Raw genomic sequence first — 25207 nt, forward strand, 5'->3', positions numbered from 1 at the left:
AATGCACGGTATATAGTAAGGGGTGATTGTATTGAATATAAAGATTGGGTATTATCCTGTATTGGATATGGCATTGGCTTTTAGACAGCTCTATTGTGGGGAACGATTTAAACCTTATATAGGTAGCTTGGATAACATTTATCATAAAATGACTGAAGAGGAAAAGGAATTTATTTATAGCTTTGGAGAAGCTACTACCGGATGGCTTGAGGTGCTAGAAAAGCTTATTGATGTTACTTTACATAGTACAGCAAGTATAGAGGAAATAATTCTTAATATTACTAAATCACCTGAATTGTTAATAAAAAATCAAAAATCAAATGTAAACATTAAGGAAGCCTCCGAAAGTTTTAAAAAACTTTATCAAAATCATTTTAACAGTGAAATAGCTAAAAATAATAAGAATATATTTGACAAGGTTATAGAAATATCAAATAAAATTGATGAGCAGCAAGCGGTTAATTATTTATTAAGTATCTCTGACAGAATAAAAAAAGAGGATGAAAATACATTGAAATTTTTCATTAAGCCTGATCATAAGGTAAATATTAATGAAATTACTAATATTATTATTATGCCTTCCATTTTTGCAAGTAGAAATCTTACCTTTTGGTACAATGGTACAGATTATTTATTCTATATATCTATAAACTCTTTTGAGTATCAGCCTATAGAGCCATCAGATATGCTTCTTTTAAAAACCCTTGCTTTTAATGATAGAACAAGACTTAAAATGCTGAAGATACTTTCAACAGGAAACTATAGTACAGCTGAAATTGCAGAAAAGCTAAATATTAATTCATCTACAATATCCAGGCACTTCAAATTATTTAAGGATGCTGGCTTAGTGGACATATTTTCTCAAGAGGGAAATTCCATATATTACTCACTAAATATAAAGGAAATAGATCAGTCCTTTAAAATGATTTTTAATTACATAAAAGAGGAGGAGATTTAAATGATACGAGATATTGAAGAGATGTCACTTAATGCATTCCCAGCATTACAAAACATGGTATATGATGGCTGGGTGTTAAGATTTGCAGATGGTTATGCCAGAAGGGCAAATTCAATTAACCCATTGTATTTTTCAAATGAAAACATAAATCAAAAGATAAAAAAATGTGAGAAGATTTACAGTTCAAGAAATTTAGATGTAATTTATAAAATAACACCTAATGTTTATCCAAGCAATCTAGATTCAGTATTGGAGGGTTTACAGTATAGAATAGATGCTACTACTAGTTTGCAGGTATTAGAGATAGATGATATATCTGAGTCTACAAATGAAAATATAATATGCAGTAGTGATATTAATGAGGAGTGGCTAAATTATTTCTGTTCAATAGACAATATTTCAGATAAGAACAAAGCTATATTGCAAAGTATGCTTGAAAATATTATACCCCAAAAATATTTTATTTTATTGCAGGTAGAGGGTAAGAGTATTGGCTGTGGATTAGGTGTATTGGATAAGGAGTTTATTGGAATATATGATATTGTTGTGGATAAAGATTATAGAAACAAAGGATATGGTAGAGAGCTTGTGTTAAATCTATTGAAGCTAGGGGATGAGGCTGGAGCTAAGAAGGCATATCTTCAGGTGATGCTGAATAATCCACCAGCTTTAAAGCTTTATTCAAATATAGGCTTTAAAGAAGCATATAAATATTGGTATAGGGTTAAGGAAAAACAAGTTTAATGTTTTTTAAAGGATAATAACAGTTAGGAGTTGTGAGAGAAATATGAAAAATATAACAAGTATTAACAAGCTATCAAGGGATGAAATAATAGATTTAATAGATTTTACTGATGAACTAAAGATAAAAAATAAAAATGGTATAGAGTATAAACCGTTATCAGGAAAAACAATTATAACTTCATTTCCTCCAACAAGCTTAATTACAAAATTGTCCTTTGAAACAGGTATATTTCAATTAGGCGCACAGGCAATTAATTTTCCTCTGAATTTTGAGGGTAAATATTTGCTAGAGGATATAGTGGGATACCTTAACTGCTGGATAGATTGTTTAGTAATTAGACATCCAGAGCAGAAAGTAATTGAAAGGATAACAGAATTAGCAGAATTCCCAGTGATAAATGCTATGTCTAAAAAATTTCACCCCTGCGAGATATTAGGAGATTTGCACAGGATAAGAGAGCTAAGAAAGGATTTATCAAGCTTGAAATTTGTTTTCATTGGTGAGGGAGCTAATATTTCAAATACCTGGTTTGAAGTAGCAGGTAGATTAGATTTAAATATTACTCAAATATGCCCAGTTGGTTACGAAGTAAGTAGGGATATTTTTGATTTTGCAGCTGAAAATTCTAAGGGAACAGTGGAAGTAACTAATGACATTGAAATGGGAATAAAAAATGCAGACATTATTCTTACGGATGGTTGGCCTTCTGGAGAAGAGGTTCAGGAAAAATTTATGCCTTACCAAATAAATTTAGAGGTACTAAAGCTAGCTAATAAAAATTGTATAGTAAACCCTTGCCCTCCATTTACTAGAGGTAATGAGGTAACAGAGGAGGTTATTAATTCAGAGCATTTTATTGGGTATAAAATAAAGGAAAATTTGTTTCATATGCAGAAGGCTATATTGGTAAAAACAATGAGATAGAATATTGAACAAGATATAATAAACATTGTGCAGCTTCGAAGATGATGAACAGTTGCGCAGGTGATGATTTAAGGGGTAATAAAAAATTAATAAATAGGGTGGGGAGCTTTATGGAAAAAATAAACTATAATGAAACATGTAAAATTTACGACTTAGTTAGAGAAGAAGATATGGTTACAATTAGAAGGATCATAGAGGAAGGGAAAATAAATTGTAATTCAACAGTTCTAGAAATAGGTTGTGGCACGGGCAATTATGCGGTTACCATCTCTAAGTGTACAGAAGCGCAGGTATATGGAATGGATCAATCTGAAGGTATGCTTGAGAAGGCAGAAGCAAAGGGTTCTAAGATTAATTTTATTAAAGGAGATGCAGGTACCTTAGAGGGTTTTGAAGATAATTATTTTGACGTCATTTATATGGTGGATGTTTTACATCATATTAAAGACATAAATACCATGCTTAAGAATATATATAGGATATTAAAAAAAGAGGGAAAAATTTTTATTTTTACGGATAGCTATGAAAACATAAAAAACAGACTTACTACAAAGTATTTTCCAGAGACCTTAGAGGTGGAGCTTGAAAGGTATCAATCCACAGAAGAGATATTTGAAGCTATGAAGGATAACGGATTTCATAGCATTAAGGCGGATAATCTTGATATAGGCTATGAAGAAGAAGCTGGTGAAAAATTAATTAAAATTGCAGAAACGCAGGGGTATTCAATGTTTAACCTGATATCGCAGGAAGCTATTAATAGAGGAATAGAGAGGCTAAATGAAGATTTAAAGAAGGCGAATATCAGCTACCAAGCAAAAGCATCATATATTTCTGCAAATAAGTAATCATTTTAAAAGCAAATAAGGAGCTAACTTTACAGTCAGCTCCTTGTTTTTATTATTTTGTAGATTGATCTATAAAGGATTCCCGTCGAAGAGTGAATATACAGGGAAAACGGGAGGACATGCACTTTGAACTTTGTTTTGACGGCAGTATTCCGAATCCCCACAAGCAATTTCTAAAGCCCTTTTACCAGTACTTTTCTTTGCTTAACATGCCACTTGGGTGGCACCACTAATATCTCCCCTCAAGCACCTCAATGGTATTCATGTTACGTAAAAATCTAATTACAGGGATAGAAGAAAAAAGAGATACAAAAACAGGCACTAGTAAACTAATTAATATATACCAAGGATTTAGAATGCCAACAGGAAACCCTTTAGGAGTACAGTAGATAGCATTAAATATGTATCCACCCAATATACCAAGTACAATGCCAAGTAAAGATCCAAGGAAAATTATTATTGTAAATTCTTTTATTAATTTAAAGGCTATTGTTATTTTATTGTATCCCAATGTATCTAATATAGATAATTCCTCTAACCTATCATATAAGTGCATATAATTAATATTGCTAATTGTAAAGGTTATTACAAACACTGTTAAGCCAAGTACAATAACAGCAAATATATTAAACATTTGAAACAATCCATCTGTAGACTTTTTCATTGTATTTAAATTTTCATACTTAATATTTTTATACAACTCTATTTTACTATTTACCTTATCTAACTTACCCTCTTTAGGTATTACTAAGAATGCCTGACCTGAATTATTTTTTTTGACTTCAGCAAAATCTCTAGAGCAGAAAGTAACTGTGAATTTACCCGAATATATTCCTACGATTTTATAGATTCCATTTAACTGATGTTTTTCATCTACATCAGAGCCATAACTATCTCCTAAATTCAAATTATTACTTTTTGCAAAATTACTATTAATACATAGTTCATTATTGTTTTCTGGAATTTTACCCTGTACTAATTTGAAATTCAATTTATCCATAATAAATTTTATATCCACAGCTTCTGGATAAAACACAAAAGTACCAGCACTTTGGGCTATTAGTTTAGTTTGTATCTGTCTAACATCCTCAGTAAATATAATTTTTTCTACATCTTTATCTTGGCTCATTTCCTTATAAAACTTCCCTTGCTCCACTTTTGTATCAGTAATCCATACTAAGGAAAGCTTTTCCAAGGGAGTAACAATATTATCTTTAATACCAAATTTTATTCCACCGCCTAAAATACACACAAAATATACTAGAAAAACTCCCAGCATTACAGCCAATATTTGAGGAATGAATTTCTTTATGTTATTTTTCACATACAAAAATATATTTAAAGGTCTTACTTGCTGCATGAGTTCACCAGCTTTTTCTTATCTTCAATTATAGAGCCGTCCCATATATTAATTATCTCATCCACACCTTCTAGTATGCTCTCATCGTGAGTCACAACAATTATTGTAGTTTCTTTCTTATACTTTTTTAAAATCTTCATTACTTCAAAGGCATTTTTATGATCCAAGGATGCTGTAATTTCGTCAGCAAATATTACTTTTGGTTTATTAATTAAAGCTCTTGCAATTGCCACCCGCTGCCTTTGTCCGCCAGACATCTGAAAGGGCATTTTATTCATTTCTTTTTCAAGCCCTAGATCTTTTAATAAGGACATAGCTCTATTAATATCTTCATTTCTATTGGAATTTAGTGGCACTAGCACATTTTGAAGAGAGGTTAGATAATCTAAAAGAAAATGTCTTTGAAATACAAAACCAAAGTCATTACTTCTAATAATTGAAAGTTCTTTGTTTTTAATTTTATTAAGATCATCTCCATTATACAAAGCCTTTCCTGAACTTGGTTTTTTAAGTCCGCTTAAAATATATAATAGTGAACTCTTACCACTACCTGAAGGACCTAATATTCCATAGAATTTATTCTCTCTTATATTCAAATCTATATTTTTCAGGGCATAAGTTTCTGTTTCTTTTCCAATATCATATATTAAATTTACATTTTCAATTTTAATCATCTCTAACCCACCCTCTCTATAATGGAAATTGGTTCTATTTTTACAAGTAATCTTGAAACTGGAATTATTGAAAATATACAGATGAAAATTGGTATTGCTATTATTTTTGGTATCAATTGAACATTTATTTGAAACAAGCTTAACCCTTTAGGATAGGTGTAGAAGGTATTTCCAATACCTTTAAAAATCAGCAGTAGCATCAACCCAACAGCAAGACCTAGAGCTGATGAAATACTAATTTCTTTTATCATTCTTAAGATTATTTTATCCTCGCCTTGTCCTATAGCCTTTAATAATCCGAATTCGCTCCTTCTTTGAAAGTAATGAATATAGGAGGAGTTACCAAGGGACACTGATAAAACTAAAATTATGATAATTATTAAAATATTAAAAATTGTATTCATGCCTTCATCATCAGATTTTCTTTCTTGTAATATATCCTGGTAAGTTAGAAGTTTAATGTTATCCTTTGGAAGTCCTTTTAAAAAGCTATTCATTTCCTCTAACTTTCCTTCTTTAGGAAGTAATAAATACTCTTCAAATTGTTCATTGTTACTTGCAATTTTCTCTTTAGATTTTGCAATGAATGAGATTATATTATCACCTTTAATGATTCCTTTTATCTCATATTTACCTTTGAAATTATCCATATTACTAACTTCATTACCCATATAACCTCCAATATCCCTGTCGGTTGCTCTAGCTATATTTGAATTTATAATAATTTTTTTCTCATCATTTTTTAAGAGGGTACCATCATTAAGCTTCATACCCATTCTATCCATTAGAACTGGTATATCTTTTTCGTCCATATAATACCCTGTATAACCTGCGGAAGCACCAATAATATTAACTATGCTATAACGATAAGTATTAACTATTATTAACTTATCCACTGTACTGTTATTTTTTATACTTTCCATAGTTTCTTTAGGAAGTCTTCCTTTTGTTGAACTTATAGTAGAAATATAATTTAATTTTGTTAAATTCCTATAATAGGTATCTGACATATTATCTGAAAACATTTGAATTACACCAATTAATAGAATAGAAAATGCAATAGATAAGACCATACCTAAGGTTTTCTTTTTATTACTTTTAAAATATAAATAATAACTTAAGGGTTTATTCATTCTCTTCACTCCTTTTCCTAGGATAATTCTACCAAACTATTTTCTGTAAAAAAAGTTACCGCAGTCATAGCTACCTATGACCGCGGTAATATGAATTTATATTGCTCCCTTTTCCTTGAAAAACAAAGCTAACTTTATCCTATCATTTATTCCAGTTTTACTATAAATAGAACTTACATAATTTTTAACAGTACCATCTGTAATATAAAGCGCTGAGGCTATTTGTCTATTGGTGAAACCCTGCGTAATCATAACAGCTATCTCTATTTCTCTATCTGTTAGATTCAACACCTTAAATTTCTCTTTTAAAGGAGCTTGTTGTTTTTTATTTACTGCATGTTTTGCTAGAACTGCTGCCACTTTTGAAGGCATTATAAAGCTACCTTTGGCACATTCCTTAATGGATTCAATAAGCTTAACCTTTTCTATATCCTTAAAAATATAACCTGAAGCGCCTGAATTCATAGCTTCTATAATATCCTTTTCATCCTCAAAGGTAGTTAGTAGCAATATTTTCACATTAGGAAGATTATTTTTGATTATTTTTGTAGCTTCAACTCCACCCATTATTGGCATCCTTAAATCCATTAAAACTAAATCAGGTATAAACCTTTCAGAAAGTTCAATTGCTTCTTTTCCATTTTCACCACATGCAACTACTTTAAGGTCTGAGTCTGAGTTTAGTATTATCTCAAGACCATCTCTCATTAAACTTTGATCATCTATAACTATTACCTTAATCATAAATTTTCACCTCATTTTTATTGAAAATAATGTATATATTAAATCCCTCATTTGAATCTGATATTATGTTCAATTCTCCTTTTACTTCATTAACCCTGTCCTCCATTGCTTTAATACCAAAACCTTTTTTTATCTGAGAACAGCCTTTGCCATTATCCTCCAAGGAGAATAATAATCCATGCTCACTATATTTAAGTTTAAACACAAATGCATTCGCGCCTCCATGACGAATTCCATTTGTTAAACCTTCCTGTAAGGCTCTATAAATACACTTCTTGACTTCATTGTCTTCTTTATGAAAATCATCTATCGCATGGTGTATTACAACTTCAGTATGTGAAATTGTGTTAGAAATAAGCTCTAAAATTTCCTTGGAATAGTCAATATCTTCTTCTTTTTTTAAGGCACTTACTGAACTTCTAACCTCAAACAAGCCTTTTCTAACTTGACTTATAGCAGAATTAATTTTTTCGGAAGCCTTGTCCACATTATCGTTTAACAAAATGCTACAAACTTCCATCTCTACCAAGGCAGTAGTTAATGTATGACCAACGGTATCATGTATTTCCCGGGCCATTTTATTTCTTTCCTCAATAATTAAATATTCCTCATTCTTTTTATAGGCATGTTTAATATTTTCATTAGCATTTGTAAGTTCAAGGTTTTTAATACTTAAACTGTTTTTGGTGGCTTCAAGATTTTTATTTATTGAATCTATATATTTTAGTAAACATAATATAGTAAAAATCATAGCAAAGGCAAAAAAATCAAGTATTTCAGAGCTTACAAAACTACTATACTCAAGATTTCCGAATTTAATAAAATTGCTTAGTAAGCACAATAAATAAACTACTATAGAAATGGAAATATAGAATCCTCTTTTAAAATTAAAAACTACTTGGTACATAACTACAATATAAAACAATTCAAAACTTCTACCCTTCGAAACAAAGCTTAGTAGAAGAATAATTAATATCTCTATAAAAAATAACAATAGGTATACCTTATTATTGTCTTCAATATAGTAATAAAAAAGCTCCTTCAATGTAAAGGAAATAATAATCGCAAGTGAGATGAATATTGCATACCAAGGCCTTTCTATATTTTCCATTGCACATAATAAAAGTCCTAAGGTTAAAATCACATAGGCCAGAATTACTAAATAGTCATCTAAATCCTTTTTCATATATCTTCACCCTTTAAAGCATCTTTGACTTTTTAGTTTATTGAAGATGCCTATATCTAAATAGTAACTATATATTAACATATAAAAAATAAAATATTCTATTTTTATAAAAATATTAACACTATTGTATCATATTTCCATAATTCATTTAAAATAAGTATTATAGAGGGAATTGGGAATTAATGTAGAACCATAGTTAGTGGGAACTTAAATAAAATATATTTAATACTATAAACAAGTAAAGTAAACTAAAAAGATTATTAAGTAAAAGAGCATGAAAGAAGTGAGATTGGTTGGAAAATAAAAAAGAAGGTGAGAAATATGTCAGGAGAGAAAATATTGATAATTGATGATGAGGTTGAACTTTCAGAGATAGTAGGTGACTTTTTAAAGGCAGAAGGATTCAAGGTTTACAGTGCAGTGAATGGGCAAGAAGGTTTATTATGCTTTAAAAGGGAAAAGCCTCAACTGGTAATATTAGATATAATGCTTCCCTTTGTGGATGGCATGGAGATTTGCAGAACTATAAGATCTATTTCTAATGTACCCATACTTATGCTTAGTGCAAAAAGTAGCAATACTGATAAGGTTATAAGTCTTGGGTTAGGTGCTGATGATTACATAATGAAACCTTTTGACACTATGGAGCTTATAGCTAGGGTGAAGGCGCAATTAAGGAGATATACACAATTTTCAATGCCTGTAGAGGAACGGGTCGTTCTAACCTTTGGAAGATTAGTTATAGATGATAAGGCCTATGCTGTCTATGTAAATTCAAAAATTGTTAACTTAGCGGCAAAGGAGTTTGAGGTATTAAGTTACATGGCCCATCATCCGAGTCAAGTTTTTACAAGGGAACAACTCTTTAATCAAATTTGGGGTTTTGAAGAATATGGTGATACAAATACAGTTACGGTACACATAAGGAAAATAAGAGAAAAAATAGAAGACAGTCCTTCAGAACCTGTATATATAAAAACAGTATGGGGTGTTGGATATAAATTTGATGGTGAGTGTTATGAACGGTAATTTTAAAAAGATTTTAAATATTAGCCTTATATTAGCACTTTTAATATTCATTTTAAGTAGCAGTTTATCAATTGCTTTTACTAAGGCTATAGATAAGAGTAGTAAAAATAGTTTTGTACTTAATGATCAAAGAATATCAACGAGTAGCATAGTAAATTATATAGAAGATAATTATGAGGACTTACTCCAAAATAAAGAACAAGTTATATCCACTGTTTTATCTAAAATTAATGAAATAAAAGGGAACTTAATAATAATTGATTTAGAAGGAAAAGTAGTATTTGATTCTAAAAATATAAAATTAGACAAAAGTAATATTTATATAGATATTAAGAGTAATATTTCCTATGATAAAAATTTTATTAGGGAACAATCAGGAAAGGTTAAATTTACTATACCTTTAGTTATAAAGGGCAAACAAATAGGTAATAGCATTTTTGTTGTTAATTCTAAAGGGGATTTTACTCTGCCTGAAAGATTATCAGTTTTTTATGGTTTGATACCTGTTATCATAGGATTTATATTTACAGTATTTATAGTTATTTTTCTTTACTACAAAATAACAAGAGACTTTATAAAGCCTTTAGGAGAGTTAAAAGATGCCACAGACAGTATAACTTTAGGTAATTATGATAAAAAAATAAAGTATAGAAATAATACAGAGCTGGGGCAGTTTTGTAATAATTTTGAGTTTATGAGAGACGAGTTAAAAACAGCTTTAGATAAAGCTCAAGAATTAGAAAGAAGCAGGAAAGAGCTTATAGCTTGTGTTTCTCATGATCTTCGTACACCCATAGCTTCTATAAAAGCTTACGTGGATGGACTAAAAAGTGGATTAGCTGTAGACGCGGAAAAGAGAAATAAGTATATTTCTGTTATAGCTAAAAAAACTGATAGTTTAATAGATTTAATAAATGATTTATTTCAACATTCTCAAGCAGAACTCGGTGAGCTTAAGATGGTTTTTACTGAAAGCTATAGTGGAGAATTTTTAAATAAAATAGTACAACCTATGGTGCTGGAAGCGCAAAAAAAATCTATAGTGCTTTATATTAAAGAGCCTACTTCTAATGTAATTATTTCTGTAGATAAAATAAGAATTGAACAAGTTATAATGAATCTTATACAAAATGCTATAAAATATACGCCAGAAGGTGGAAATATATATTTTAGTACAGAGATAGAGGGTAAGTATTTAAAAATAATAGTTAAAGATAGTGGGTTTGGTATATCACAAAGAGATCTGCCTTTTATATTTGAAAAGTTTTATAGAGGAGAAAAATCAAGGAGCAGAGATTTTGGAGGAGCTGGACTGGGGCTTTCTATATGTAAATATATTGTAGAGAAACATGGTGGAATTATTAATGTAGTGAGCATTGAAGATGAGGGAAGTGAGTTTTCTTTTACTATACCTATATAGGTGTAATGGAAAATTAATAAATTCTTAATAAATAGCTAAGAGTTAGCTAAGCTATGGTGTTTAATATTAAATTATAGGAAATATATAAAAAATCCTATAATTTATTTTTAGGAGATATGGTAAATGAAAAATATGATTATAAAGACTGTGGATCTATGCAAAACTTATATTAGCGATAGTGAAAGCTATCATGCAATAAAAAATATTAACTTGGAGATATATGAAGGTGATTTTACAGTTATAATGGGAAGTTCTGGCTCTGGGAAATCAACATTGTTATATCTTTTAAGTGGTCTTGATGCTATAACCTCTGGTGAGGTATGTTTTCAAGATTTAATTATTAATAAACTTAAAGAAAAATCTATGGCCAATTTTAGAAGGAAGAGCATAGGCTTTGTATTTCAAGGAATTAATTTAGTACCAAGCTTATCTATTTTTGAAAATATAGCTATTTCAGGATATTTAGTAAATAAGGATAGAAAAAAAGTAGATGAAAGAGTAGTGGAACTTTTAGATCTCGTAGGACTTAGTGAAGAATTAAATAGAGTACCATCAAAAATATCTGGTGGCCAACAGCAAAAGGTGGCAATAGCAAGAGCACTTATAAATCAGCCAAAAGTTATTTTTGCAGATGAGCCTACCGGTGCATTAAACTCTTCTCAAGGTGAAAATATTTTAAATATATTAACAGAGTTAAATACTAAGGGACAAAGCATAGTTATGGTTACTCATGATATAAAGGCTGCCTCTAGAGCAGATAGAGTTTTATTTATTAAAGATGGACGCATAAGTGGTGATTTGAAATTCGGTAAATTTGATGCTAAATCTAGGGAACAACGAGAAAAGGCATTATTCGATTTTCTTACAGAAAAGGGGTGGTAGTATGAGAAGTATATGTATTATCACCCTAAATAATATAAAAAAAAGAAAACTTCAAAGCTTCTTAATTACTTTAATAATAATGGTAAGCTGTGTAATGTTTTTTATATCTTTAGGTATACTTACAAAATCTAATCAACCTTTTATAGTGATGCAACAAAAACTAAATGCCTCTCAGGATATAATTGGATATAAAGAAAGCTTTTATGATATAAATAAGTTGAAAACTTGGTGGGAAAATAATGAAGGCGTTAAAAGTGTTCAAACTTATAAAGGTTATAATTATAGTGGAAAAGCAAGTTATAATAAAAGTCCTTTTAGATATGAAGTAAGTTTTACAGAAAGAGAAGAGTGTTTAGTACAAGATAAGCTTTTAATAGTAGAAGGAGATAAGAAGGAAACACCTGGTGCTGGAGAAGTATGGGTGCCAACAGGTATAGCCTACCAAGAAAATATAAAAATAGGCGGTATATTAAAAGTAAATGTTAATAAAAAAGATATAAATTTAAAAGTTAGTGCTATTGTAGTAGATCCACAATTTAGCACCGCTATGATTAATCCAACAAGGATGTGGATTAAAAGTGGAGAAGTGGATAAGATTTTCAATGATGTGGATAATAATATAATTTCCATAGGTGTTATATATAAGGATTATAGTAAATCAGAGAAAATATGGAGTGATTTTTTAAATAGTCAAAATGAAAAATTTAAGGGTGGGATACTTCAATATAGTTTTATTGATTTTATTTATACCTTTCTATCTAAGTTAATAGCTTCAATACTGATGGTATTATCTATAATAGTATTATCAATAACTATGTTAGTAATAAGTTTTACTATAAAAAATGCTATATTTTCTGATTATAAAACTATTGGAGTGTTAAAAGCACAAGGTTTATCTAATACGAATATAAAAACAATATATACTGGACAGTTTTTTATTTTATCAGTAATAGCAGTGGTGCCAAGCCTAATATTAGGCAAAATATTAATAAATGCCATACTCTATTCCTTTATAAGAGTAGTGGGTATAGTAAATATTAATGAAAGTATGATTACAGAAATAATGATAACTATTCTTTTTATAGTAGGCACCGTAACAATAACTTCTTATATAACTGCTGGAAGGGCAGCAAAAATTAAACCAGCGGAAGCAATAAGAAATGGTTCCCCAGCAAAGAATTATAAGAAAAATCCTAAAATGAATATTATGTATTTAAAAGCATTGCCATTATCTTTAATTTTAGCTATAAAACAAATTGTTACTAATAAGAAGCAATCAGTATTTATATTTATTACTTTGGTAGTTACAGTTTTTATGATAACTTTTACTGTAAATATAAGACATTCACTTATTAAACTAAGTGATAATTTAGCATATTGGGGATTTGATGGTAGTGAGTATCAAGTGGTAAGAAGTGCCACCAAAGGTTCTACAAATCATGAGGAATTATTTAATGCACTAAAAAGCGATAAAAGAATAAAAGCTGTAGTTCCTTACTACTATATTGAAGGTTCTTATACAGAGGCTATAGATAGTGGAGGTATACCAGCTAAACAAATAGGCGGATTTGGTTATGAGGGAGATATGGATAGCATAGGGCTGTTAAACATTAGTGGTAAAAGTCCTAAAGAAAAAAATGAGGTATCCATAGCTATAAATACTAGTAGAAGGCTTAAAAAAACTGTAGGAGATTATATTGATATGACTATAGCAGGAAAAAGAAAGACCTTTTTAATTACAGGAGTTTATCAAGCTATGATTAATGAGGCAGAAGGTTATAGGGCACAAAAGGCTGCAATTATAGAATTGGATCCAACCTTCGACACTAAGGTTTATTCAGTGGTATTTAAAGAGAAGGCTGACAATAGTGAATTTATAAAAGAATTTACTAATAAATATGATGATATAAGCATTGAAAAAACTAAAGACCGTAATGGGAAAATATTCAATGATATCGGCAAAAACATTAGTGTACCAATACTCATGGTAGGTGTAATTTTTATAATAATTAGCTTTATAAATATTTTCAATATTGTATTAATAAATGTATACGAGGAAAGAAAAAACTATGGTATATATAAAGCCTTAGGCTTTACAATAAAACAAATAAGACTATCTATAATAAATAGAATAATGGCATTAACAGCGCTGGCAACTTTTATAGGCATAATTTTAGGCTTTACTATAGGACCTAAAATGATAGAACTAGCTTTATCAAAACAAGGGTTAGTAGAGTTTCCATTTTTAATTACTACAAAAGACACTGTTTTTGGTATTCTATTGTTTATTATAATAGTATTTGCTGCGGTATGGGTTCCTACTAGTAAATTGTTAGGTATAAATCTTAGAGAGCTTATAGAAGAGTAGAGAAACAACTAAATTATAAAACTGTGAGGAGGTAGTAACTTTTGAAAAAGAGAATAGCGATTGTATCTTTTTCCATTTTAATTCTATGCGTTATAATATTAATGGTAAATGTTTATAGAGAAAAAACTATTAATAGTATTATTGGCAAGACTGTTACTGATGTCACAAAAATTGAGATAATAAAATATGAAACTATAACAGATACAATTACTGATAAACAAACTATGGAGGATATTATAAAAAATATTTGTAAAATTAAAATTAAAAGACCATTAGAACAACCAAGTCTTATTCCATATTCAGATTATACGTATATACAATTTTATAATAATGATAAAGTAATAGTTATAATGACTTTGGATAATGGTAGAGGATATATATAGGTCATAGTGAATACCGTTTAGTTAGTGATGGAATGACCATTGCACAATTAAAAAATTCTATTAATAAATAAATTGAAAGAAGTGGAGGAGTGTTAATTATTATGATACTCCTCATGGCTTATTATATTAATGGTGATCCTATGTCCATTAGACTAGAGTTTATTTACTGTTTTTACCAAGCTTGTATTTATATAGTCCAGGGTGATATTGTAGAAGCCTTATATAATAAGGTACAGTGATTACTTTAAAGCTAAATATATCTGAATTTGGACTTTGTCTCGTTGCGAAAATTAAGTTATGAATAATACGATGTGTTAATGGATTATTCGGTTTTAGTAGTTGTGACGCTTTATAAGAAAGATATGAATTATTTCATCACTTTATTCTTTATTTCCTTTTGCCATGCCCATTTTTTACACTTTGGACATTTTAACCACTTATGTGGACTTATAAAGTCTTTAAGTATTGAAATGGAGAAGGTATGCCAACAGTTCTTACAAATATATGAATGATTATGTGCATGCCATATAACAAGTGCTGGCAAAGCTTGTATAACATTAATTGAAAATATACACCAAAGTTGGTATAATTTAAGGATAAATGATTATACATTATTACTTAATAAAAATAGCTTGATACTAAAATATTGAGGGTAAAAATTAAAATTATTTTTAGGAGAGATTTAATATGTACAAGATTTTCCTTGTTGAAGATGATGAAAAATTAAAGGACCATATAAAAGAATACCTTGAGAGATATGATTATGAAGTTGTTATAGTAGATGACTATAAAGAAATAGATAATCAATTTGACAATGTAAATCCAGATTTGGTTCTTTTAGATATAAACTTGCCTTACTATGATGGCTTTTATTTTTGCCGTATTTTCAGAAAAAAATCTAAAATTCCAATAATAATTATATCAGCTAGAATAGCGGAGACAGAGCAAATAATGGGCATTGAATTAGGTGCAGATGATTATATAGCAAAACCTCTTAGCCTTCAGCTGCTACTTGTTAAGATAAGGGCATGCTTTAGAAGAACCTCAGGAGAATATGCAGAAAATAAAAATGATATCATTAATGTAAATGGATTATTATTAGATGAAAGCAATTTCAAAATGATTTATAAAGAGCAAGAGTTAGAGCTTAGCAAAAATGAACTTAAACTTCTAAAAGAGCTTATAGAAAACAAAGATAAAATAGTAAAAAGAGAAGAACTACTAGAGATTCTCTGGGATGACAGCATTTTTGTAGACGATAATACATTAACTGTAAATGTAACAAGAGTTAAGAATAAACTAAAGGAAATTGGTATAGAAACTGTAATTAAAACAAAAAGAGGCATTGGATATATATTTGATTCTAATGCAGTGGGTACATAGATGTGCCGCATGAAAGATATAGTTGATAATTTTATTAAGGACAAGCTACTCATTACAGTTGTTTATTTTACTAATACTTTATTAATAACGTTGTTTTTCCTTCTTTATGTAGATAAAAAAGTGGATGTGCTATATCCTATACTTCTTTCGATTTTTGTATATATGATATATATTAGCTTTGACTTTTACAGATACTATAGATTTAATGTAAACATTAAAAGGGCAATGGAAAATGTGAATTCTGATATGGTTACAGAAACAAATGAGCATAAAACAATTAGTGAAGTTATAAATTCAATACATTCAAATTATATAAATATTATTAATGAAATGAAGGAAGAAAATAAGGTTAACAATAAATTCTTTTCACAGTGGGTGCACAACATGAAAACCCCTGTGTCTGTCATAGAAATAATAATTCAGAAGCTTATGTATAAAGATCAAACTGATTTAAAACTCATTGAAGAAATAAGAGAAGAAAATACTAAACTTTTAAATGGTTTAGATCAGATACTTAATATGATGCGTTTAGAAGACTTTTCAATGGATTATGTACCAGAGACTGTGAATTTATATGATTCATTAAAAAAGGTGATTAATGAAAGAAAGAGTCAATTCATTCATAATAACGTTTTCCCAAAAGTACTTTGCGTGTGTAACTCGGAAAAGATTTTAACGGATGCTAAATGGAATGAGGTTATGATTGGGCAAATTATTTCAAATGCTATCAAGTATAGTAGAACCTGTAATGAGGGCAAAAAAGGAAGTAAGTATGTGTATTTTCATATTGAAAAACAAAAGAAATATATAGTTCTTACTATAAAGGATGATGGCGTAGGTATACCATATTATGATATTAATAGAGTTTTTGAAGCTTTTTTCACAGGAGAAAACGGGAGGAAATATAAACAGTCTACAGGTATAGGACTATATATATGCAAGGTTATATCAGAAAAATTAGGGCATGAAATATTAATAGAATCAGAAGAAGGAAATGGAACTGTGCTTCAAATAAAATACCTTTCAAAACTGTAAGGTTACGGTAATATAAATGCATTTCTCACTTTATATAAATAAAATATAATTACTATTGTAAAGAGGATTTAAAGCATCTTCAAGAAACAAGTAGGGGGAGAAATATGATAGTATTACAAACTAAACAGCTCATTAAAATCTATGGGGGTAAAAATGATGGAAGTTCTACATATGCTTTAAATGGAGTGGATATGAGAATTGAAAGTGGCGAATTTGTAGGGGTAATGGGACCTTCAGGAAGTGGTAAGACTACTCTTTTAAATATTTTAGGTGGAATAGACAAACCTACCTCAGGCACTGTTAAAATCATGGATAAAAATATTGAAGCTTTAAGTAAGGATGAGTTAGCAATTTTTAGAAGAAAGAAATTAGGGTTTGTATTTCAAGAATTTAATCTTATGGATAGTTTAACATTAAAGGAAAATGTAATGCTTCCAATGATATTGGATAAAAAGAAAGTAGATATTATGGAAGCGAAGACAAAAGAAATCATGGAATTCTTTGAAATATATGATATATGTGATAAGTACCCATATAATATCTCCGGTGGTCAGCAGCAAAGGGTAGCTGCAAGCAGAGCGCTGGTAAATGAACCTGATATTATATTAGCAGATGAGCCTACAGGAAATTTAGATTCTAAATCATCAAATAATGTTATGAAATGCCTTGAGAAGATTAATGAAGAAAGAAATAGTACTATTTTAATGGTAACTCATGATCCTTTTGCAGCAAGTTTTTGTAAAAGAATTATCTTTATCAAAGATGGAAATATAAATATGGAAATTGTGAGAAAAGGAGATAGAAAAGAATTTTTTGATAGAATACTAGACTGTCAGGCCATAGTAGGCGGTGATAGAAATGACATTTAGGGATGTTGCAGTAAAGAATTTTAAATTTAACTTTAGAAGGTATTTTGCATATTTTCTATGCAGTAGCTTTTCTATAATGGTTTTATTTATGTATAGCACATTACTATTTAATAATGAGCTCGCGAAAAAACTTATAAATAATCCTATTTACGATATGATGAAGGTTGCACTTATAGTTATAGGTACATTCAGCTTTTTCTTTATAAGCTATGCCCATTCCTCCTTTATGAAATCACGTAATAGAGAATTTGGGTTATTTTTAACCTTAGGTATGACGAAAAAGGATATAAACAAAGTTATAAAGGTTGAAAATAGTTTTATAATTTTAATATCTCTAATATTTGGGTTGATAGCTGGTACTATTTTTTCAAAATTGTTTTTTATGGTAGTTACCAAAATACTTCAATTGAAAGGAATTAATTATATTCTAAATTATAATAGCTATGCTTTAAGTATAGGTCTGTTTTTATTAATATATATAATTGTGTTGTTCTTAACTAAAATTTATACAAATAAGATAGAGATTATAGAACTTTTAAAAAATAGTAGAAAAGCAGAAATAAATAAATTGAACCATCCCATTGTAGGATTATTAGGAATGGCTTCGGTGGTAGCTTCTTTTATATTATTGCATCTAACACTTACAGGGGTTATATTTAAAAATCAGCTTTCTATAATAACTGTATATATATTTATGTGCCTTGTAGGATTATATCTTTGCATATCACAGTTTGGAAGTTTGATTATTCATTTTTCAAGAAAGAGAAAGAGTGGATATTATAAAAACATTATTAGTATAACAGAGATAAATCATAAGTTTAATCAATATAAGAAAGTACTTTATGTTGTATCTATATTAAGTGGTGCAGCCATATTCTTTATAGGATTAACCTTTAGTTTTTATATTAGCACTAATGATTTTATAAAGGATCGATATCCTTATGATATTATGTATGTTGAAACTTCCATGGAGAATAAATTATCTGATGGAGAATTAAATGTGATTTTAAATAATAAAAACACATCACTTGAGGAAAGTAAAACTGTAGATTTTGTACAAATGGAGCTTTATAAAAAAAATAATACCGGAGAATATGAACTATTTACTAGAAAAATTACAATATACTCTGAAAAAGAAGTAAATAAATTATTATTTAAAAAAATAGATGTAGAAAAAGGACATGCTATTACATCAAAGCAGAATGAAGAAGTAAATCCATGGTATGAAGAAAATGAAGTAATAAATATACAAGATTCAAAAAACCATAAGACATACAAATTTGATTTTCAAAAGGAAATATATGGTTCATTGGTGAATTATGATGCTAACTCAAGATATGACACTATATTTGGAATAATACTTGATGATGATGATTATAACAATCTTTTAAAAGATAACGAAATATGTAAATTTCATTTGCTTAATTTTAAGGATTGGAAGAACACAGAAAATATTTGTACCAGCCTTATGAGCAAGTTGAAAAAATCTAATGGCGTCTCAGAAGGGGACAACTTGTGGAAACCAAATAGCACAGGGGAATTTAAAGATTTAGAGCCACTTAAGCCAGTATCAAAACTTATGATGTATGAGAGAGCTCTTGAACAATATGGATTTTATCTTTTTGTAATGTGCTTTATTGGAAGTTTATTTTTCCTGTCAAGTGGAGTAGTATTATATTTTAAGATTTATACAGATCTAGAGGATACAAAAATAAGATATAAAAAACTTTTCAAAATAGGCATTACAGATTCTGAGATGAAAAAGGTAATATCGAAGGAATTAAAGCCGATTTTCTTCCTACCTGTTATACTAGGAAGTTCACTAGGTATTGGATATATTGCAGTACTATTTGTGAATTTTGCCTTATATAAAAAACTATTAGTAGATTCAATGATAGTTGTACTACTTTATCTTTTGCTTCAGACTATATTCTATTTCATTACGAGAAAAAAATATTTCAGTGAAGTTATAGATTGATAGAGATTAAAGATGTATTAAAAAAATGCTTAATAAATTCTTAATAAATTCTTAATAAATAGCTGAGAATTAGCTAAGCTATGGTGTTTAATATTAAATTATAGGAAATATATAAAAAATCCTATAATTTATTTTTAGGAGATATGGTAAAAGAAAAATATCAAATAGCCTTAAAATAAGAAAAGCTATGACCAACTAATACTGGCATAGCTTTTCCTGTTGATTATACAAAACTTTATAATTACCTGAGTTCTTGCTAAAACTTAATCTGTGGTGTAGCTTTTTCTTCCGCGTCCACATTGAAGAAAGGTTCTTCCTTGAAATTAAACATGCTTGCCACAAGGCTTGACGGAAACATTTGTACAGAGTTATTGTAATCCATAGCTACATCGTTGTAAAATTGTCTTGCATAGCTAATTTTATCCTCTGTTTTTGATAATTCGCCCTGAAGTTCAAGAAAATTTGTATTTGCCTTAAGTTCTGGATAGGCCTCTGCTACAGCAAACAATTTTCCAAGTACCTGTGTTAACTCTCCATTAGCCTTCATCATATCATCTGGTGTATTAGAGGAAAGATAGTTAGTCCTGGCTGAGGTTACTGCTTCAAAGGTGCTACGTTCATGATTAGCATAGCCTTTTACAATTTCAACTAGGTTAGGGATAAGATCAAATCTCCTTTTTAGCTGTACATCAATTTGGCTCCATGAATTCCTCACCTTATTACGCTTGCCTATAAGGCTATTATAAAGAGCAATCAGCATTAGTACTAGTCCGGATATTATAATTATTGGAATTAACATAAAAATCACTCCTTTGTTTTAAAAAATTATGGGATATCAAAATGCGCGAATCCATCAGAATGCATGAATGCATTAGAATGCACCACCGCCACCACCACCGCCGCCTCCACCGGAGCTACCGCCACTAAAGCCACCACCGCCGCCTGAAGATGATGAATCTTGAGAACTTGCAACGCTTTGTGCTGTGGAAATTGCACCCTCCACGGTATGAATAGTATCATCAAACATTGCACCAAAGCCACCAAAGTAACCATAGCTTGCTCCATACATATAGGTGAGCTGATTATTGTTTAAATCCTCATCCCTGAAAACAATAGGAAGTTGCTTTATAACTTCCTTTGCGACGCCTAGAGAAACGGCGTAAACAAGATAGTGCTCCCATAGTATAATAGAAGGGATTTCAGCTTTATCTAATCTGCTGAAGTCCTTTAAAAAGTTTTTGAAGGACTGCCACATTGCATACTGCTCATTTCCATATGCTGTTCTTCTTTTTATTAATACTCCGAAAACAACTAGTATAACACCCTGAATTATAAGAGCTACAGCAATTGGAGCAAACAATAGTAGTGTAATAGCTGCTCCAATTAATAAATAAGCAAATCCTGCTAATACTCCAAGTGTGGTTCCATTTTTACAGGTTTGGTCAAAAAAAGTATTTTTATCAGCTTCCTCCCGTACAAATGTAACCCATTTATCGTAATCAGCCTTAAATTCTAGTGCTTTACTCTTCTTTTTAACATAATCCTTTATTTCATCAAGGACGACATAATTTCCATTTCCTATTTTACCTATAAACCAGCTTATCAAAAACTCTTCGTGCTTTTTCAAAGTTATTGATGGTGCTTTTTCATTTAATGTAATCATATATTGATTTATTTCCTTACTATTAAAGAAACCCTTTTTACTAACCTTATTTTGAGAAATTAACAGTTGCTTCTTTCTTGTAAGATCCATAAGGGTAGCCATTACATCTCTAGTATTTACTGTGCCAAAAGACATCAAAACACTCATTTCTGCTGGCGTATACTCGCCTGGAAGTTCCCTGTAGTACTTACCTTCAAAGTTTGGTTTAAGCTCTTTATCATATTTTTGATATATATAAATAATTACTGGAAACCATAACAGTATGAGAATTATTGCTAGAGGACTACCTACAGATTTACGCTGTGCTACATTAATATCTCGCTTAGCTTGCATTTCAACCTGCTGTTTTACGTCCTGCCTTGCTTCCTCTCTTGCTATATTTGCTTTATTTGCAAGGGTAGCTTCATTAGACATTATTCTAGGTAGTGCATTTTCATCTACTATATTACTTGATCCAGGAACAAGCTTTACAGGAAATAAAACCAAGGTTTCTATAAAAGTACCCGGTGACACTGTAGGTACAGTAAATTCTACATTACTGCTATCTAATATGGAAGATTCGCCTATAAGCGGACCATGAGCAAAGACTTTAAGTTCTTCTTTCGTAGCACCCAGGGGCAGTGTTATTTTTATCTTGATGTTATCTAATCTAGTTTGCCACTCAGTGCCAATTACCTTCCTGTTAAACTCTGCTGTATCCTTATATTTTGTAACAGCATCAATTAACTTGTATTTTACAATAAATGTTTTTTCTTGATTTTCTGAAACCTCAAAAATTTTGAATCGTGCCAAGGTTCCTTCCTCTATAAAGTTATAAGTACCTGGATTACCTGTATCATCAAGAGAATTACTGGAATTTAGCTGAACTTCTTTCAAATTACCATTTTCCATTACATAAATTTTTTTATCTTTTAAGCCTTTTGTAAGAGAAAAATCAACATCTCTAGTAACTCCATTAAACTTACCATCGAAATTATAAGTAAGCCGCTCTTCAAAGTTAGCTGAACCGTCCTTATTTAATATCACATTGATATCATACGCAGATAAATTATAGGTTCTATTTTCTGAAGCATTTACATGTTTATTTAATGTAGTGAGAGTAAAGAGAATAATAACCAAAAACATTCTAGTAAAAATTATTGTGAACCCTTTTTTCATAACTTATACCTCCCTATAATATTATTATAAACAATACGGTATTTTAAGGGATTATTCGGTTTTAATTTTGTGACGTCTTACTAGGAATATAGCGATTTAACTCGACTTAATATTATGTTCATTGGTTTAATATTTTAATTGAAAAATCCATATACGTAATAATGACATGCAAAACACCAAAAATAACTGTTGGTATAATAGCCAGATAATTATGAAGCCACATCTCAGCAAGTATAAAATATACTACTGGAATAACGGCCATTCCCAAAAGAATACCCAAATTTGCCTTGCCTGTAAAACAGAATATCCATAGCGCATAATAACAAATTAAAATTATTGCCATACCAATTGTATACTGACATAGAATTTCAGAAGTTTGTTTTCTTGTAACAAATATAAGTAGAAAGATAAATATTGCCTGACTTCCGTGCTCCAAAACATCTAAAATTAGATGGGTATTTACATTGGTTGATGATACATCTGAAGCAGGAATTAAAAAATAGAATATATTTGGTATCATTGGCAATAAAAAGACTATAACCCCTTTCCATGAAAAACCCAAATAATCCAGCATTAAATCCCCCCATTCGCATGATAAAAATAATCGTTAGACCTCGCACTTTTTTACAACTAAATCGACCTAACTGTATAGAAATTATAGCATATTATACATATTTATACATCACTATATTTCTATGTTATTAAATACCTTATTATTCAATTTTCAAAGACCGTTATTCATACCTTTAATTTCAAACCGTCAGTAAAATTCATTTTACTTCCTCAAATATTTTTGCATTGCGACATAAAAAATACCATATTATTCATTTCTTTAAATGAATAATACAGTATTTAAATTAATTATTAGCTTTCAATATTTTATTAAGACGCTCTACATAGCAAAAACTTTATTCTTCAATAAATCTTGTTAATTCTTCATTGAATTTATCTTTTTGGTCATAGAACACTCCGTGACCACTAAATTCAAATGGTATAAGTTTTGAATTTTTAATAGCTTGTTTTTGTATTTCACCTAGTGTAAATGGGACAATTTTGTCATGAATGCCATGAATAATTAAAGTAGGAACATTTATTGTTCCTAGATCAGAAAATAGCACTTCATTTATCCAAGTATTTGCAATGGCCGCAGTTGACCACCCTGCTGCCTGTAATCCCAATTGGAAGAACCATTCTGAAAATGGCTCAGTTATATGTTGGAAGAAAAACATATCTCCAAAACCCTGAAGCATTTTAGGACGATCAGTATATGTCCCTTGAATAAGCTTTAGAACAGTTTCCTTGTCTAAACCATAAGGGAAATTAGGACGCTTGATAAGGCTGGGTGCAACTGCAGCAATAAGAGCGAGCTTTGATACCCCATAGCCTTTATGGCGAGCCATGTATCTAACGGCGATTGCTCCTCCATTTGAATGTCCTACCAGTGTAATATCATGTAATTTTAGTGCATCAATTACACATCTAACATCGTCTGACAACCTATCAAAGTCGTAGCCATTCCAAGGCTTATCTGATTCACCGAATCCTCTTGTATCTATTCCGATGCACCTATATCCCATCTTCGGAAGCTGGTCAAATTGATATTCAAACAGCTTATGACTTCCAGGCCAACCGTGTAAAAACAAGATTGTCTTATTGCCCTCAGGGTTAACATCCTCTACATAAATTTTTATATTAGGTTCTACTTTAATATAGTACCCCACTTATAACCTCCAATAAATTAATGCTATGTTAATAGGTTATTCACTTGAGCACAAATGTGTGAATCACTGAGCCGATTTTTTATTTATTTAATTATTCCATAACTTTAATTATAAACACTATTTTGTGATATAATGGAATTAAAGTAAAATTAAAGGTGGAGTTAATGTGAATGTTTTAATTCCCTGTAAAATCCAGTTGCCAGACGGAAAATATATAAAAACCGAACCAACTAATATTCAAAAAAACCAGTTTGGAAAACCAATCCTTGATACAACTGATTCAATTGATGAAGCATTTCAAACTATGCATATTTCTTACGCACAGTCTATTAAAAACACTTTAAAAAATGACTTTAACTATATTGTAAAGATAATTGAAATTAAGTAATCATTAGAAGGCCACTTTGTTGACATTCTAATTTTCAAAATGTAAATCAGCCATAATGGGTATGACAATTTTACAGAAACTGGCCACGATATAGTAAGGACGGTTAACTTTATAGAAGGTAACTGTTTAAGGGCCTACTAGATAGACGATGAAGAGTTAGAATTGTATTAAATTTAACTGAAATTTAACTAAGCAATGAGAGGGTAACTAAGCCTTCTCTTTTTTATGTGATGATATTGCACAATAGATATAGTAGTAGTAAGTACTAGTAAGTACTAGTAGTTAATGTCACAGTAAGGATTGATATAGAGCATAGACTATTGATGTATTCATTATGTTTATTAAATTGGAGCAATAG

The 25207-nt window shown here is 29.9% G+C and carries 23 protein-coding genes; 14 read left to right on the forward strand and 9 right to left on the reverse strand.

The annotated features are described in order from the left end of the window. Positions 1-31 precede the first annotated feature (31 nt). From G9F72_RS04395 to G9F72_RS04410, 4 genes are all read left to right on the forward strand, one after another. Complete coding sequence (locus G9F72_RS04395; protein ID WP_164959324.1) at positions 32-958, forward strand: ArsR/SmtB family transcription factor; 927 nt, start codon at positions 32-34, stop codon at positions 956-958. Beyond that, entirely contained in the window at positions 959-1702 is a 744-nt protein-coding gene (locus G9F72_RS04400; RefSeq protein ID WP_164959325.1) for a GNAT family N-acetyltransferase, read from the forward strand. A 43-nt stretch (positions 1703-1745) separates the two neighbouring features. Further along, positions 1746-2627: an ornithine carbamoyltransferase gene (locus G9F72_RS04405; protein ID WP_164959326.1), complete on the forward strand. Its 882-nt coding sequence runs from the start codon at positions 1746-1748 to the stop codon at positions 2625-2627. Between the two features lie 110 nt (positions 2628-2737). Continuing rightward, on the forward strand, positions 2738-3475 hold the full coding sequence (locus G9F72_RS04410) for a class I SAM-dependent methyltransferase (protein ID WP_164959327.1): 738 nt from the start codon (positions 2738-2740) through the stop codon (positions 3473-3475). A 229-nt stretch (positions 3476-3704) separates the two neighbouring features. On the opposite strand, the gene G9F72_RS27335 is transcribed toward G9F72_RS04410, so the two are convergent. The 5 genes from G9F72_RS27335 to G9F72_RS04435 form a co-directional block, all read right to left on the reverse strand. Continuing rightward, entirely contained in the window at positions 3705-4799 is a 1095-nt protein-coding gene (locus G9F72_RS27335) for an ABC transporter permease (RefSeq protein ID WP_224675955.1), read from the reverse strand. A gap of 23 nt (positions 4800-4822) precedes the next feature. After that, on the reverse strand, positions 4823-5509 hold the full coding sequence (locus G9F72_RS04420; protein ID WP_164959329.1) for an ABC transporter ATP-binding protein: 687 nt from the start codon (positions 5507-5509) through the stop codon (positions 4823-4825). Between the two features lie 2 nt (positions 5510-5511). Further along, the gene (locus tag G9F72_RS04425; RefSeq protein WP_164959330.1) at positions 5512-6642 is read right to left on the reverse strand and encodes an FtsX-like permease family protein; all 1131 of its coding nucleotides are present in this window, start codon (positions 6640-6642) and stop codon (positions 5512-5514) included. 96 nt (positions 6643-6738) lie between these two features. Further along, positions 6739-7386 (reverse strand): response regulator, encoded by a 648-nt coding sequence (locus tag G9F72_RS04430; protein WP_164959331.1) that lies wholly within the window; start codon positions 7384-7386, stop codon positions 6739-6741. After that, positions 7379-8572 (reverse strand): sensor histidine kinase, encoded by a 1194-nt coding sequence (locus G9F72_RS04435; RefSeq protein ID WP_164959332.1) that lies wholly within the window; start codon positions 8570-8572, stop codon positions 7379-7381. The genes G9F72_RS04430 and G9F72_RS04435 overlap by 8 nt, the downstream gene beginning before the upstream one ends. A 321-nt stretch (positions 8573-8893) precedes the next feature. Between G9F72_RS04435 and G9F72_RS04440 the strand changes: the two genes are divergently transcribed. The 9 genes from G9F72_RS04440 (at position 8894) to G9F72_RS04480 (ending at position 19919) form a co-directional block, all read left to right on the forward strand. Next, a complete protein-coding gene (locus tag G9F72_RS04440; protein WP_164959333.1) occupies positions 8894-9601 on the forward strand; it encodes a response regulator transcription factor in 708 nt (235 codons plus the stop codon). After that, positions 9591-11021, forward strand: a complete 1431-nt coding sequence (locus G9F72_RS04445) for an ATP-binding protein (RefSeq protein WP_164959334.1) — start codon at positions 9591-9593, stop codon at positions 11019-11021. Before G9F72_RS04440 ends, G9F72_RS04445 begins: the two co-directional genes overlap by 11 nt. 123 nt (positions 11022-11144) lie before the next feature. Continuing rightward, on the forward strand, positions 11145-11903 hold the full coding sequence (locus G9F72_RS04450; protein ID WP_164959335.1) for an ABC transporter ATP-binding protein: 759 nt from the start codon (positions 11145-11147) through the stop codon (positions 11901-11903). 1 nt (position 11904) lies between these two features. Continuing rightward, on the forward strand, positions 11905-14271 hold the full coding sequence (locus tag G9F72_RS04455) for an ABC transporter permease (protein ID WP_164959336.1): 2367 nt from the start codon (positions 11905-11907) through the stop codon (positions 14269-14271). A gap of 41 nt (positions 14272-14312) precedes the next feature. Beyond that, positions 14313-14654, forward strand: a complete 342-nt coding sequence (locus tag G9F72_RS04460; protein ID WP_164959337.1) for a hypothetical protein — start codon at positions 14313-14315, stop codon at positions 14652-14654. Positions 14655-15341: 687 nt separating this feature from the next. Then, positions 15342-16037: a response regulator transcription factor gene (locus G9F72_RS04465; protein ID WP_164959338.1), complete on the forward strand. Its 696-nt coding sequence runs from the start codon at positions 15342-15344 to the stop codon at positions 16035-16037. Between the two features lie 9 nt (positions 16038-16046). Continuing rightward, complete coding sequence (locus G9F72_RS04470; protein ID WP_164959375.1) at positions 16047-17072, forward strand: sensor histidine kinase; 1026 nt, start codon at positions 16047-16049, stop codon at positions 17070-17072. Between the two features lie 104 nt (positions 17073-17176). After that, positions 17177-17941 carry an ABC transporter ATP-binding protein gene (locus tag G9F72_RS04475; protein ID WP_164959339.1) on the forward strand — a complete coding sequence of 255 codons (765 nt, stop codon included), beginning with the start codon at positions 17177-17179 and terminating at the stop codon, positions 17939-17941. Next, positions 17931-19919: an ABC transporter permease gene (locus G9F72_RS04480; protein ID WP_164959340.1), complete on the forward strand. Its 1989-nt coding sequence runs from the start codon at positions 17931-17933 to the stop codon at positions 19917-19919. The genes G9F72_RS04475 and G9F72_RS04480 overlap by 11 nt, the downstream gene beginning before the upstream one ends. Positions 19920-20175: 256 nt before the next feature. Here the strand turns inward: G9F72_RS04480 and G9F72_RS04485 are convergent, their stop codons facing one another. The 4 genes from G9F72_RS04485 to G9F72_RS04500 form a co-directional block, all read right to left on the reverse strand. Further along, the gene (locus tag G9F72_RS04485) at positions 20176-20718 is read right to left on the reverse strand and encodes a LemA family protein (protein WP_187356105.1); all 543 of its coding nucleotides are present in this window, start codon (positions 20716-20718) and stop codon (positions 20176-20178) included. 72 nt (positions 20719-20790) lie between these two features. Continuing rightward, positions 20791-22740 (reverse strand): DUF2207 domain-containing protein, encoded by a 1950-nt coding sequence (locus tag G9F72_RS04490; RefSeq protein ID WP_164959342.1) that lies wholly within the window; start codon positions 22738-22740, stop codon positions 20791-20793. 118 nt (positions 22741-22858) lie between these two features. Then, positions 22859-23314, reverse strand: a complete 456-nt coding sequence (locus tag G9F72_RS04495) for a hypothetical protein (RefSeq protein ID WP_164959343.1) — start codon at positions 23312-23314, stop codon at positions 22859-22861. Positions 23315-23648: 334 nt separating this feature from the next. Further along, positions 23649-24461, reverse strand: a complete 813-nt coding sequence (locus G9F72_RS04500; protein WP_164959344.1) for an alpha/beta fold hydrolase — start codon at positions 24459-24461, stop codon at positions 23649-23651. Between the two features lie 166 nt (positions 24462-24627). On the opposite strand from G9F72_RS04500, the gene G9F72_RS04505 reads away from it, so the two are divergent. Beyond that, positions 24628-24849 carry a hypothetical protein gene (locus tag G9F72_RS04505; protein ID WP_164959345.1) on the forward strand — a complete coding sequence of 74 codons (222 nt, stop codon included), beginning with the start codon at positions 24628-24630 and terminating at the stop codon, positions 24847-24849. Positions 24850-25207: the final 358 nt, after the last annotated feature.

Origin of the sequence: Clostridium estertheticum (assembly GCF_011065935.2) — a bacterium.
GTDB lineage: Bacteria > Bacillota > Clostridia > Clostridiales > Clostridiaceae > Clostridium_AD > Clostridium_AD estertheticum_A.

Excerpts from the sequence above, each read along its gene's own strand:
- G9F72_RS04400 (WP_164959325.1), top strand. The coding sequence starts at position 959 with ATGATACGAGATATTGAAGAGATGTCACTTAATGCATTCCCAGCATTA.
- G9F72_RS04405 (WP_164959326.1), top strand. The coding sequence starts at position 1,746 with ATGAAAAATATAACAAGTATTAACAAGCTATCAAGGGATGAAATAATA.
- G9F72_RS04410 (WP_164959327.1), top strand. The coding sequence starts at position 2,738 with ATGGAAAAAATAAACTATAATGAAACATGTAAAATTTACGACTTAGTT.
- G9F72_RS04420 (WP_164959329.1), bottom strand. The coding sequence starts at position 5,509 with ATGATTAAAATTGAAAATGTAAATTTAATATATGATATTGGAAAAGAA.
- G9F72_RS04425 (WP_164959330.1), bottom strand. The coding sequence starts at position 6,642 with ATGAATAAACCCTTAAGTTATTATTTATATTTTAAAAGTAATAAAAAG.
- G9F72_RS04430 (WP_164959331.1), bottom strand. The coding sequence starts at position 7,386 with ATGATTAAGGTAATAGTTATAGATGATCAAAGTTTAATGAGAGATGGT.
- G9F72_RS04435 (WP_164959332.1), bottom strand. The coding sequence starts at position 8,572 with ATGAAAAAGGATTTAGATGACTATTTAGTAATTCTGGCCTATGTGATT.
- G9F72_RS04440 (WP_164959333.1), top strand. The coding sequence starts at position 8,894 with ATGTCAGGAGAGAAAATATTGATAATTGATGATGAGGTTGAACTTTCA.
- G9F72_RS04445 (WP_164959334.1), top strand. The coding sequence starts at position 9,591 with ATGAACGGTAATTTTAAAAAGATTTTAAATATTAGCCTTATATTAGCA.
- G9F72_RS04450 (WP_164959335.1), top strand. The coding sequence starts at position 11,145 with ATGAAAAATATGATTATAAAGACTGTGGATCTATGCAAAACTTATATT.
- G9F72_RS04455 (WP_164959336.1), top strand. The coding sequence starts at position 11,905 with ATGAGAAGTATATGTATTATCACCCTAAATAATATAAAAAAAAGAAAA.
- G9F72_RS04465 (WP_164959338.1), top strand. The coding sequence starts at position 15,342 with ATGTACAAGATTTTCCTTGTTGAAGATGATGAAAAATTAAAGGACCAT.
- G9F72_RS04470 (WP_164959375.1), top strand. The coding sequence starts at position 16,047 with ATGAAAGATATAGTTGATAATTTTATTAAGGACAAGCTACTCATTACA.
- G9F72_RS04475 (WP_164959339.1), top strand. The coding sequence starts at position 17,177 with ATGATAGTATTACAAACTAAACAGCTCATTAAAATCTATGGGGGTAAA.
- G9F72_RS04480 (WP_164959340.1), top strand. The coding sequence starts at position 17,931 with ATGACATTTAGGGATGTTGCAGTAAAGAATTTTAAATTTAACTTTAGA.
- G9F72_RS04485 (WP_187356105.1), bottom strand. The coding sequence starts at position 20,718 with ATGTTAATTCCAATAATTATAATATCCGGACTAGTACTAATGCTGATT.
- G9F72_RS04490 (WP_164959342.1), bottom strand. The coding sequence starts at position 22,740 with ATGAAAAAAGGGTTCACAATAATTTTTACTAGAATGTTTTTGGTTATT.
- G9F72_RS04495 (WP_164959343.1), bottom strand. The coding sequence starts at position 23,314 with ATGCTGGATTATTTGGGTTTTTCATGGAAAGGGGTTATAGTCTTTTTA.